This is a genomic window from Proteocatella sp. QWL-06, from assembly GCF_058684135.1.
Genome location: NZ_CM178755.1, coordinates 2658928 through 2671132, shown reverse-complemented (window position 1 = coordinate 2671132; position 12205 = coordinate 2658928). Strand labels below are relative to the sequence as shown.

Annotated in this window: 8 protein-coding genes; 5 read left to right on the top strand and 3 right to left on the bottom strand. The window is 47.2% G+C overall.

Features of this window, described 5'->3' with window-relative positions; all coding sequences use genetic code 11:
• The first annotated feature begins 22 nt into the window (after nucleotides 1–22).
• From AC4PGZ_RS12635 to AC4PGZ_RS12625, 3 genes are read left to right on the top strand one after another with little or no spacing between them, the layout of a single operon-like run.
• Nucleotides 23–898 (top strand): methylenetetrahydrofolate reductase, encoded by an 876-nt coding sequence (locus tag AC4PGZ_RS12635; RefSeq protein WP_492158975.1) that lies wholly within the window; start codon nucleotides 23–25, stop codon nucleotides 896–898.
• Between the two features lie 2 nt (nucleotides 899–900).
• On the top strand, nucleotides 901–1614 hold the full coding sequence (locus AC4PGZ_RS12630) for a methionine synthase (protein ID WP_492158974.1): 714 nt from the start codon (nucleotides 901–903) through the stop codon (nucleotides 1612–1614).
• Nucleotides 1586–4057, top strand: a complete 2472-nt coding sequence (locus tag AC4PGZ_RS12625) for a homocysteine S-methyltransferase family protein (RefSeq protein ID WP_492158973.1) — start codon at nucleotides 1586–1588, stop codon at nucleotides 4055–4057. The genes AC4PGZ_RS12630 and AC4PGZ_RS12625 overlap by 29 nt, the downstream gene beginning before the upstream one ends.
• Here AC4PGZ_RS12625 and mgtA read toward each other — a convergent pair.
• On the bottom strand, nucleotides 4039–6552 hold the full coding sequence (gene mgtA, locus AC4PGZ_RS12620) for a magnesium-translocating P-type ATPase (protein ID WP_492158972.1): 2514 nt from the start codon (nucleotides 6550–6552) through the stop codon (nucleotides 4039–4041). The two genes, AC4PGZ_RS12625 and mgtA, sit on opposite strands and share 19 nt — an antisense overlap.
• A gap of 191 nt (nucleotides 6553–6743) precedes the next feature.
• On the opposite strand from mgtA, the gene AC4PGZ_RS12615 reads away from it, so the two are divergent.
• Together AC4PGZ_RS12615 and AC4PGZ_RS12610 are read left to right on the top strand one after the other, a co-directional pair.
• Nucleotides 6744–7517 carry a hypothetical protein gene (locus AC4PGZ_RS12615; protein ID WP_492158971.1) on the top strand — a complete coding sequence of 258 codons (774 nt, stop codon included), beginning with the start codon at nucleotides 6744–6746 and terminating at the stop codon, nucleotides 7515–7517.
• Nucleotides 7518–7531: 14 nt separating this feature from the next.
• Entirely contained in the window at nucleotides 7532–9547 is a 2016-nt protein-coding gene (locus AC4PGZ_RS12610; RefSeq protein ID WP_492158970.1) for a zinc ribbon domain-containing protein, read from the top strand.
• Nucleotides 9548–9724: 177 nt separating this feature from the next.
• Here AC4PGZ_RS12610 and kbl read toward each other — a convergent pair whose 3' ends face one another.
• Together kbl and tdh are read right to left on the bottom strand one after the other, a co-directional pair.
• Complete coding sequence (gene kbl, locus AC4PGZ_RS12605; RefSeq protein ID WP_492158969.1) at nucleotides 9725–10915, bottom strand: glycine C-acetyltransferase; 1191 nt, start codon at nucleotides 10913–10915, stop codon at nucleotides 9725–9727.
• A 24-nt stretch (nucleotides 10916–10939) separates the two neighbouring features.
• Nucleotides 10940–11974 carry an L-threonine 3-dehydrogenase gene (gene tdh, locus AC4PGZ_RS12600; RefSeq protein WP_492158968.1) on the bottom strand — a complete coding sequence of 345 codons (1035 nt, stop codon included), beginning with the start codon at nucleotides 11972–11974 and terminating at the stop codon, nucleotides 10940–10942.
• Between the last annotated feature and the right edge of the window lie 231 nt (nucleotides 11975–12205).

Below are 12205 nucleotides of genomic sequence, written 5' to 3'. Positions count from 1 at the left end.
ATCAAAGACAGGAGTGATTTAATTGCACATAAAAAAACTATATGAAATAAAAAGACCAGTAATCTCATTCGAGGTATTTCCTCCAAAGCAGGAAAGCTCCGTTGAGACAGTAACAGACGTACTCTCAGGCATGGCTAAGCAGAAACCCGGCTTCATAAGCGTCACTTACGGAGCAGGAGGGCACGGCAACAATTCAAAGACCATCGAAATCGCTTCACATATAAAAAACGAGCTTGGCACAGAGCCGATGGCACACCTCACGTGCATAGGGGCGACGAAACCTCAGATCAGCTCCATTCTAAGTGAAATGAAAAACAGCGGCATCGAGAACATAATGGCTCTCAGGGGCGATATCCCGGAGGGATTTTGCGAAAAAGACCACGGTGATTTCAGATACGCAAGGGATCTCATAGAATTCATAAAAGAAACCGGAGACTTCAGCATCGGAGCCGCATGCTATCCGGAGGGACATATAGAGTGCGACAGCATCAGCAGAAACTATGACCACCTGTATGAAAAGCAGCAGGCCGGCGCAGACTTTTTCGTATCACAGCTTTTCTTTGAAAACGGAACCTTCTTCAGGTTCATGGAGCAGGCAACAAGCCGAGGCATAACAAAGCCTATCGTTGCAGGCCTGATGCCTATCCTCGGGAAATCTCAGATACAGAGAATGATATTCCAGTGCGGCGTAAGTCTTCCTTCTGATATAATCAGGATACTGCACAAGTACGAAAACAGCCCTGAGGACCTCAAAAAAGCCGGTATAGATTATACCTGCAGACAGATGGAGAATCTCATAAGAAACGGTCACAGAAACATACACATCTATTCAATGAACAAGCCGGAAATCGCAATGCAGTGCAAGGCGCAGTTCGACTCATTATTCCAGGAGAGATAAAATTGAACGGATCCATAAGTATTGACAGGGCCGAAGTGCTGCGTTATCTTGGATATAAGGACCAGGAAATAGATGCAGAGCTTTCGGCTCTTATCGATGAGAACATAAAAAAATGCAGAGACATATCAAAGCCAAGGTACTGCTGGAAGATCAGCAGCCTGATAATCTCAGACGATGATGTCTCAATCCCCGGCTCAGCTCTCGTGCTCAGAGGAAAAGACCTTGCCCGCCATCTCAGCGGCGCTGAAAAGGTCGCTTTCATAGCAGCCACTCTGGGAACATCATTTGATGCCGGCATGAAAGCCATCCAGTCCAGGTCAGTCACCTCCGGACTTATTTTTGATGCCTGCGGAAGCGAATACATCGAAAAAGTATGCGATGCGGCAGAAGAAGAAATTCGCAGCCAGATACAGTCAGAAGGCCTACTTACGCTTCCCCGCTTCAGCCCGGGATATGGAGACCTGAGCATATCGCATCAGAAGGAAATCCTTAGATATCTTGATGCAGAAAGAAGGATCGGGCTTACCTGTACAGAAAGCTGTATAATGCTTCCCCGAAAATCAGTCACAGCAATAATAGGCCTCACGGATAAAAACAAGATTGAAGAATCAGGCAGCCTGAGCTCCGGCGCATGTGATATATGCCAGTTCAGGGATCACTGCATACTAAAGAAAGAAGGTAGATACTGTGGACGTAAGAGAATATCTGAAGAGTAACATAATAGTATTTGACGGAGCAATGGGCACGATGCTTCAGAAAAAAGGCCTCCAGGCAGGAGACCTTCCCGAGTGCCTCAGCATTACCCATCCCGAAACAGTGCTTGAAATACACAGAGAATATGTAGCTGCCGGCGCAGACATAATAACGACCAACACATTTCAGGCGTGCGAACTCAAGCTCCAGGACTCAGGATACTCAGTAGAAGAAATCGTAAACGCCGGAGTAAGCCTTGCAAAAAAATCCGGTGCAAGATACACCGCCCTTGACATAGGGCCAACCGGACAGCTGCTCGAGCCAATGGGGACCCTCAGCTTCGATAAGGCCTACGAGCTTTTTAAAAGGCAGATGATCGCCGGAGAAAAAGCCGGTGCAGACCTCATACTCATAGAGACTATGTCCGATCTTTACGAAATGAAGGCTGCCATACTCGCAGCAAAGGAAAACACAGACCTCCCTGTATTTGCCACCATGACCTACCAGGAGGACGGAAGAACATTCACGGGAACGGATCCCCTGACAGGAACCATTACCCTGCAGAGCCTGGGCGCAGATGCCCTCGGCGTAAACTGCTCCATGGGACCCGAGGAGCTCATGCCAGTCGTAGAGCAGATACTCGAATATTCAAGAGTACCTGTTATGGTACAGGCAAACGCCGGACTTCCCAAGATAAGAGAAGGCGAAACAGTGTATGACATATCTCCTGAAGGCTTTGCAGACATAGTATCCGAAATGGTCGCAAAAGGCGCAGGGATAATAGGCGGGTGCTGCGGGACCAGTCCTGAGTTCATAAAGGAGCTTCGAAAAATCGCAGATGCCTCAGAACCATTTGAAAGAATAATAAAGCCCGTTACTGCAGTAACTTCATCTACAAGGACGGTCATCCTTGATGGAGTGGTCACCGTGATAGGCGAGCGTATAAATCCTACTGGAAAAAAAAGGCTGAAGGAAGCTCTCAGAAACGGCGACATGGAATATATAATCGGTGAGGCAATCGATCAGGTGGAAAAGGGAGCCGATGTACTCGACATAAACACGGGGCTTCCTGAGATAGATGAAGCCGCTGTCATTGCGCGCGTCGTAAAGGAAGTGCAGAGCGTGACCTCGCTTCCGCTTCAGATAGACAGCTCCGACCCAAAGGCTATAGAAGCAGGCATAAGGGCGTGCAACGGAAGACCGATAATCAACTCCGTGAACGGCACAAAAGAAAACATGGCCATGATATTCCCTATAGCAAAAAAATATGGCGCCGTAGTAGTTGGCCTCACTCTTGATGAGACCGGAATCCCTCAAAGTGCGGAGGACAGATATGAGGTGGCCAAACGCATAGTGGAAACCGCAGCAGTTTACAACATCCCAAGAGAAGACATACTGATTGACTGCCTTACCCTCACGGCCTCAGCGCAGCAGGAAGCGGTGCTTGATACCCTCCATGCAATAAAACTCGTGAAGTCAAGACTGGGAGTGAAAACTGTTCTCGGAGTGAGCAATGTATCCTTCGGGCTGCCAAACAGAGCGCTCCTCAACAGCGCATTCCTGAGTGCAGCCCTCGGAGCCGGACTTGATGCCCCTATACTCAACCCACTCTCCGAAGACATGATGAGAGCCATAGACATATTCAGGGTATTCAACTGTCAGGACAAAGACTCAGCAAATTATATCGCTAACTATTCAGGCGAGCTCGCGATAACAGGTACAGCAGCTGCACCCGACGGCGTGGCAGGCACAGCAGCTCAAAATTCATCAGACAACCTGGAATCCCAGGACTCAGGCCTGAGCCTCATGGACATGATAATACAGGGCAGAAAGCTCGAAGCTCCCGAAAAGACAGCCCGGATGCTTAAAGAGCTTGCTCCCCTTGATATAATAAACAGCCATTTCATACCGGCGCTCGATACAGTCGGCGAACGGTTTGAGAAGGGAAAGATATTCCTTCCGCAGCTCATGCAGTCAGCAGAAGCCGTTAAGGCCTGCTTTGAGATAATAAAGAGCCATGAGGCTCAATTCAGCAATTCTGAAGCTGCCGGAGACGGAGCCTCTTCCGGATCAGATTTCGAAGGCATCTCAGGCAAAAAGAAGATAATAGTCGCCACGGTACACGGAGATATCCATGACATAGGCAAAAACATAGCAAAAATGCTCCTTGAGAACTACGGCTATGACGTCATTGATCTCGGCCGCGACGTGCCGGCACAGACCATTGTCTCAGCCATAAAAGAACACGACGTGTCCCTTGTGGGCCTGAGCGCACTCATGACCACCACTGTGAAGAACATGAAGGACACCATTTCTGCAATAAGAGAGGCCGGTCTGGACTGCAAAATCATGGTCGGAGGAGCGGTCCTCAATCCCGAGTACGCCGACTTCACTGGCGCTGACTACTATGTAAAGGATGCCCGCGAGAGCGTGGACATCGCAAGAAATCATTTTTCATGCCTGTAGAAGAAATGCTTTGCAATTTCTGTGGTGACTATATATGCTGCAGAAATTGCAATCAGGCTCATTACTATTACCGGTCCCGGAGCATTTATGTCAAGGACCTGTCTTATCGGAGTATATGGAAGCATAACGGTGAGCAATCCTACCGCTACAGATGAATAAAGGAGTGCAGGAGAGGGCCTGCTCATGAAGAACGGCTTCTGGGTACGCATGACCATCAGTATCAGCAGCTCCGTGATTACCGAGAATATGAACCAGCTGCTCCTGAATATCTCCGGGCTCACTCTGAATCCTGCAAACAGCACTCCAAATGTTATATAGTCAAAGACAGAGCTTATTATACCGAAGACAAACATGAATCTCATTATCTGGCGTATGTCCCATCTTCGAGGCCTTGTTAATATTTCAGCATCCACTCTGTCTCCCGCTACCGTTATGGCCGGAAAATCCGTAAGAAAGTTTATGAGCAGTATCTGTTTGGGAAGCAGAGGAAGGAAAGGAAGGAATATCGACATCCCTGCCATGCTGAACATATTTCCGAAATTGGCGCTGGTCGTTACCATTATATATTTGAGCGTATTGCTGAAAGTAGTCCGCCCAAGCTCAATGCCCCGGTTCAGCGAACTGAGGCTTTTTTCTATAAGCACGAAATCCGCAGACTCCCTCGCAACGTCCACTGCATTATCCACAGATAAACTTACATCTGCAGCGTGGAGCGCCGGCACGTCGTTTATTCCATCTCCCATGTATCCAACTACATGATGATTCTTCTTGAGCGCAAGGATTATCCTTTCCTTCTGGTTAGGGTCCACCTCTGCAAACACATTCACACTCTCGATCCTGTTCCAGAGAGATTCCTCGCTGAGCTTCATGAGCTCTCTTCCTGTTATCACGCCTGTTACCTCAAGCCCCACGCTCTCCATAGTATGGACCGCTATGAGGCGGTTGTCTCCGGTTATTACCTTAAGACTGACCCCGTTGTTTCTCAGGTCGGACACCGTCTCCAGTATTCCTTCCTTTGGATGGTCGAACATGAGCAGGAATCCAATGAATACCATGTCCTTCTCATCGTCCACATAGTATTTTCCCTTTGGCTCCACCTTTCTCACAGCTACTCCAAGCGCCCTTATGCCATTGCCGCTCCATGATTCGTAAAGCCTCTCGATCCTTTTCATTCCGGCTTCATTCTTTGATATTATCTCGCCATCATCCTGAATATATGAGCATACATCCAGCACGCTGCTGAGTGCCCCCTTCGTTATGAGATTAAGCTCTCCATCCTCCTCCGCGATTACGCTCAGCCTTTCCCTCGTGAAGTCAAAAGGAATCTCGCCCCTTCTGATGGCCCTGCTTACGGAAGGATTTCCCGCCTCGCTTATGGCTTTGTCAAGAGAGTTCTCCATTCCCGTCTGAAGACTGGCGTTTATATAGGCTAATCGAAATACCTCGTCAGACTTTTCTCCATAGGTGTCACATGCCCCACCCAGCCTTATTATACCCTCTGTGAGAGTACCCGTCTTATCCGTACAGAGAATGTCCATGCTGCCAAAGTTTTCTATAGCGGTTAGCCGCCTCACTATAACGCCTTCCTCCGCCATGACCCTGGAGCCCTTCGAAAGCGTTATGCTTATTATCGCAGGAAGCAGCTGCGGCGTTATACCCACCGCCAGCGCTACGGAGAACAGAAGCGATTCAACCGCAGGCTTGCTCAGGATAACGTTGACCGCAAAGACAGCCAGCGTAAGGATCAGCATCAGCTGAGTGAGAAAATACCCAAAATGCCTTACGCCTCTCTCGAATTCCGTCTCCGGAGGCCTGAGCGAGAGCGTCTTCGCTATATTTCCAAACTGTGTATCCTCTCCTGTCGAAATTATCACCGCCGTAGCGCTCCCGCTGTGCACATTGGTTCCCATATACAGGCAGTTGACTCTTTCCTCAATGCTTGCGTCCTCATCACATGCTGCAGATGATTTCTCAACAGGAAGCGACTCACCTGTAAGTATCGACTGCGTAACAAAAAAATCCTCGCATTCAATTACCCTTGCATCCGCAGGTATGAGGCTACCCGCAGACAGCCTTATGATGTCCCCTGGAACTGCATTTCTTGAAAATATCTCAACCTCTTTTCCATCACGCACTGCGACAGCCCTTGCCTGCACCTTGCTCCGAAGAGCCTCTATGGCATTCCCGGCACTGTACTCCTGAGTAAAGCTGAGAACGGCGCTCGCCAGCACTATAAGGAATATTATGAACGCATCGGTCCAGTCGCCAGTTATCCCTGAAATCAGCGTCGCAATTATAAGGATTACTACAATAGGGTTTCTGAACTGGTTTGCAAAAAGCATGAACTGCGTAACCTGCTTTTTCTTCCTTATCACATTCTCCCCGTATTTCTTTATCCTTTCCGATGCCTCCGCCTGCGACAAGCCCTGCCTGTCAGATTTCATGTATTCAAGCACCTCTTCTGATGTCATGCTCCAATATTTGAATTCTTCCATGATATTACCTCCTGTAAAATGCCTTCTTGCTCATCCTCTTTATACCCCTTTTTTATACCCCTCGAATGAAAAAGTTTCCTTCAGTAAAGCTATTTTAGAAAAATGCTAACTAAATAAACCTATATGAATTGAAATATAAGGGCCTCTGTGATATTATTGTCTTACTAAAAATCAATATAAGGGGGATAAATATGTACTGTGAAAATTGTGGGGTATTTCTACCCGAGAGCACCCGCTTCTGCACAAACTGCGGAGTAAAGATAGCTCCTGCGCCGGAAATAAAGATAAATCCTGTGCCGGAAAACCAGAATGCTGCTGAAGCGAAGCAACCTGAATCGAAACCGCCTGAACCTAAGCCGCCTGCGCCGGCTGCCACAGGAGTAAAAGGAGGTTACTCAAATCGAATAAATGATCCGGCATTTGCCCGTTATCTCAAAAACACTAGCCGCTGGTCATCGCTTTTCTCACTGATACTTGCCGTAGCAGCTGTTGCAGGATTTTACATCTACGGAGAAACCAGTCCTGAGATGGACAACCCGGAGGCGCTCTACATAGGCCTTGGCATAGGAGGAATGTTTCTGCTGATTGCTCTCTACAGCATCATTTCAAGAAAAAGGAGCAAGACCTGGGACGGCGTCGTGGTTGAAAAAACCGTCAGAAAGAAGAATCGCCGCCAGAGCACCGGCAGCGGCGACAACGATTATTATATCCATCATTACACAGAGTACACCGTCATAATCCGCGAAGAACGCCGCGGCAAGATCCATAATCTCACGGCCGAGGATGACACGACGGTTTTTGACTATTATAAGGTTGGCGATCTTGTAAGGCATCACGCAGGGCTTAACTCATATGAAAAATATGATAAGTCGCAGGACAGCATAATATTCTGCAATGCATGCGCTACGCTGTGCCAGATAACCGATGATGTGTGCTGGCGCTGCAACTGCCCGCTGCTTAAATAGAAGGAGGAACGCAAATGGCAAATTTCTGTGGAAACTGCGGCTCGCCGCTCAATCCCGGTGCAAGATTCTGCCGCTCCTGCGGGACTGCGACAGATGTGGCGCCGGCGGTGACACCAGACACGGCACCGACAGTTAAACCAGTTGATAAAACTCCCGCCGCAGCTGCCCAAGCGCCAACACCGGCGCCCGTGAAGGAGTCGATACCCGAGCCGGAAACAAAGCCGGCACCTAATCGGGAAGAAATACATGAGAAACCGGCTGAACCGACAAAATCTAAAGGAACAGCAAAATCTAAAGGAACGACAAAATCAGGAAAAAAAGGTATCCGCGCCGTTCTGGCACTTATTGTCGCAGCCGCCCTGGCTCTCGGATTCCTGCCTGGGCTGCTTGACAGGAGCGAAATCGCTCCGGTAACGGCAATCCGAAACGCAGAACCGCTCGCTGCTAAGACAGCAAGCGAGGCCACTGCCGTAGCTCTTAGACAGTACATCTACGCAAGGCTTGCGACAGAAGCATTTGCTTCAGCCGATCTTAAGTCCATGTCCATGAATGAGATCCAGGAAATGCTGGATGATGCTACTCAGGCATGGGAGGCTGCAGGGCTTGCGGCTTATGTAGCAGATGATATATCCGCACAGGCGATCGAAGTTCTGGAAGAGTATTCAATAACCAAGACCTCATCAGTAATGCTGCCGAAGGAGCAAGGTGCTTCCCCGAAAGCTTCATCTCTTGGAATTCCGTTAGTCGCTTATGCTGAAGGTTCTCCCGGAAATCCTGACCCTAAGGTCTGGGCGGAAAACCTGACAAAGCAGTACGATGCCCTGAGGGGCGCGAAGCGCTATCAGCAGCTTGCCCGTCAGCTGGGTACAGATGCGAAATCAGCATATAAGCAGATAGAGCTTGCTCAGGCAATAATACACGGTCAGGCCATGGAGGACGCAGCCTTCTGGGATAAGCTGACCAAGGCTGCACAAGCGACCAAGACTGCGAGCAAGGTAGGCCTTCTGGGAATATCAATGGTGGCAACCGGTGGCGGCAGCGTGGCTCTGCTTGAGGGAGCAGGCCTTCTTGTTGGCGGAGTCGACTGCATCGTGGATGTAGCAGATACCGGCAGCACCATAATCCTTGGCGATGGCAATCAGGTCTCAACGGTCTTTGGAGACATCAAGGAAAAGATGGGCCCTGTCTCTTCTGTCATAGGCCTTGTGACGCTTAATCCGTCAGGCATAGGAAATACAGCCAAGGATACCACTGAAGCTATGGTCTACATCACCGATTCGCTTGTGGATCTGTTTTATGAGGATAAGATAGTAGGAATAAAAGTTGAAGGGCTTTCAAACAACACAATAGAGCTGAGCGGCCAGATTTTTGAGTCAGGCGCAAAAGCGGCTCTGGAGGCAGCCGGATATGTACTGCCTGAGAATGATACGGTTAAGGCACTTTCTGACATCCTCAATGGATGGAAGCCGGATCAGGAGCTAATGATATCGCGTCTTGATGCCCTTGCATCACAGATGGCCGCAATATATCAGAACCCTGAGCTTTACAGGAATACAGACGAAAACGGGCTCGAAGCCATTCCGGAAGAAGATCTGGAGGAATGGGAGAACGCGCTCAAGGAAAGAGAAAACGAAGGTTCTGCTGCACCTCCATCAGGCGATTCTGGAGCTGTTTCTGGCTGGCCGGGCGATTTTTACGGAGTAACTCTTCCTGCGCCTCAGACAGGCGGGAAGATAACCGAGCTGAAAAACGAAGTCAACGGCTTTGGAGACGAGGTCACTACGATTCGTATTGAAGGCATGACGCATCAGGAATTCGAGCAATATCACAAAACTCTCACAGCACTTCCAGGATGGGCACTGGACGGCGAAAGCAATATGCCGTGGAGCAGCTACGACTCAGACAGGGATTACGAATTTGACGGCATCTACGGAGGACTGCCTCATATCTCCGTTTTCTTCTTCGATGAGGATACAGCATCAGACCTGAACATTCCTCAGTTCCAGATGTTCGTCTTCAAGACATATTAAACTTAGAAACACCTGAATGGATTATTTATAGCTTTATAATCCTTCAGGTGTTTTTATATGGTAATTTCAAGAATATTTCCAACAACAAAAAAACAGGTTAGGGAATCAATCCTCAACCTGCCTTCCGTTATATTCTGTTATTAATATCTGTCTTATATTTTATTGACTCTGATTCTTTTACAGTCCTAATTCTTCTTTAGTCTCTTTGAATGCCTTAAGCGCTCTGTCAAGATCTTCTCTTGAGTGGCCAGCTGATATCTGAGTTCTTATTCTCGCTTTTCCTTTTGGAACAACCGGGAAGAAGAATCCTACAACATAAACGCCTTTTTCAAGCATCTTCTCAGCGAATTTCTGAGCAAGAACTGCGTCTCCAAGCATTACAGGGCATATAGGATGCTCTGATTCTATTACATCAAGACCAATCTTCTTAATTTCTTCTCTGAAGTATTTTGTGTTGGCCTCAACCTTGTCTCTCAGCTCTGTGCTGCTCATAAGCATGTCAAGAACCTTTATTGTAGCTCCAGCTATTGCAGGTGCAAGCGTGTTTGAGAAAAGGTACGGTCTTGAACGCTGTCTTAGAAGATCGATTATCTCTTTTCTTCCTGAAGTGTATCCGCCGCTCGCTCCGCCAAGAGCTTTTCCAAGAGTTCCTGTTATTATGTCAACTCTGTCCATACAGTTTCTGTATTCGTGAGTTCCTCTTCCAGTCTTTCCAACAAAACCTACAGCATGTGAATCGTCAACCATAACAAGCGCATTGTACTTGTCTGCAAGGTCACAGATTTTGTCAAGGTCAGCTATTATTCCGTCCATTGAGAAAACTCCGTCAGTAGCTATAAGCTTCATTCTTGCTCCGTCAGCATCTGCCTGCTTGAGCTGAGCCTCAAGATCTGCCATGTTGTTGTTCTTGTATCTGTATCTCTTCGCTTTTGAAAGTCTTACTCCGTCTATGATAGAAGCATGGTTAAGCTCATCTGAGATTATAGCGTCATTTTCTGTAGTTATAGTCTCGAAAAGGCCTCCGTTTGCATCAAAGCATGAAGAGTAAAGTATTGTGTCTTCCATTCCAAGGAAATCAGATATTTTCTGCTCAAGCTCCTTGTGGATTCCCTGAGTTCCGCAGATGAAACGAACTGAAGAAAGCCCGAATCCCCACTTGTCATAGCTGTCCTTTGCTGCCTGGATTATTTCTGCGTTGTTTGAAAGTCCAAGGTAGTTGTTTGCGCACATGTTTATAACATTGTGAGCCATAGTAGTGTCTATGACACTCTTCTGAGGTGTAGTTATTATTCTCTCATCTTTCCAGAGACCTGCATCCTTGATCTCCTGAAGCTGAGCCTTGTATATTTCTACTGCTGATTTGTACATTTAATTCCTCCTGTTTTCAGTTAACTATATCCAGTTAAGAACGACTTTACCAGAATTTCCTGAGATCATTGCTTCAAAGCCTTTTTCAAACTCAGTATAGTGGAACTGATGAGTAACTATTGGTGAAAGGTCAAGTCCTGACTGAAGCATTGACTGCATCTTGTACCATGTCTCGAACATTTCTCTTCCGTAGATTCCCTTGATGAATAGTCCGCTGAATACAACCTTGTTCCAGTCTATGTGTGTTCCAGGTCCCTGGATTCCAAGCATAGCTATCTTTCCACCGTGAATCATGTTGTCTATCATAGAGTTGAACGCAGCGCCGTTTCCTGACATCTCAAGACCTACGTCAAATCCCTCTTTCATTCCAAGCTCTTTCATCGCATCTTCAACTTTTTCCTTAGATACGTTTACTGCTTTGCTTGCACCCATCTTAAGCGCAAGGTTTAATCTGTATTCATTTACGTCAGTTACAACTATATGTCTTGCTCCTGCATGTCTTGCTATTGCAACAGCCATTATTCCTATAGGTCCCATTCCTGTTATAAGAACGTCTTCTCCAACAAGGTCATATGAAAGCGCAGTGTGAGTAGCGTTACCGAATGGATCGAATATGCTCAGGATCTCTTCAGGTATGCTTGTATCGCAAAGCCATACGTTTGCAGCTGGTATTGTAGCATACTCAGCGAATATTCCAGTTCTGTTAACTCCAACTCCCTGAGTGTCCTTGCAAAGGTGTCTCTTTCCAGCAAGACAGTTTCTGCATTTTCCGCATACTATGTGTCCTTCTCCAGATACTATATCTCCAACCTTAAGGTCTTTTACTCCCGGTCCGATTTCAACGATTTCTCCAACGAACTCGTGTCCTACTGTCATTGGTACAGGTATTGTCGCCTGTGACCACTCATCCCAGTTGTATATATGCACGTCAGTTCCGCATATTGCAGTCTTGTGCATTTTTATAAGTACTTCGCCTTCCTGTACTACCGGTTTTACAACATCTTCAAGCCACAGTCCCTTTTCAGGCAGTTTTTTTACCAAAGCCTTCATCATTTCCATCAACATTACCTCCTGGTTTTTTCAAAAATATTTTTGGGGTTATAACATAATTTACTGGCCAGTGTATCTATAATTGCGTTTTTGTTTTTTATAATCGAGTAAATATGTCCTTTTGTATATTGTACGCTTACATTGTTAGAATTGCAAGTGTTTTCTTGCAAACTCAGCATATTTTGCATGCACCTGCAAAGCTTCCTTATATATTACCCCTTTGTTTAGCTTGTCAATAAT

Bases quoted from the DNA above. Each gene is read 5' to 3' on its own strand.
- kbl (WP_492158969.1), bottom strand. From the start codon at position 10,915: ATGTACAAATCAGCAGTAGAAATATACAAGGCTCAGCTTCAGGAGATC.
- tdh (WP_492158968.1), bottom strand. From the start codon at position 11,974: ATGGAAATGATGAAGGCTTTGGTAAAAAAACTGCCTGAAAAGGGACTG.
- AC4PGZ_RS12615 (WP_492158971.1), top strand. From the start codon at position 6,744: ATGTACTGTGAAAATTGTGGGGTATTTCTACCCGAGAGCACCCGCTTC.
- mgtA (WP_492158972.1), bottom strand. From the start codon at position 6,552: ATGGAAGAATTCAAATATTGGAGCATGACATCAGAAGAGGTGCTTGAA.
- AC4PGZ_RS12610 (WP_492158970.1), top strand. From the start codon at position 7,532: ATGGCAAATTTCTGTGGAAACTGCGGCTCGCCGCTCAATCCCGGTGCA.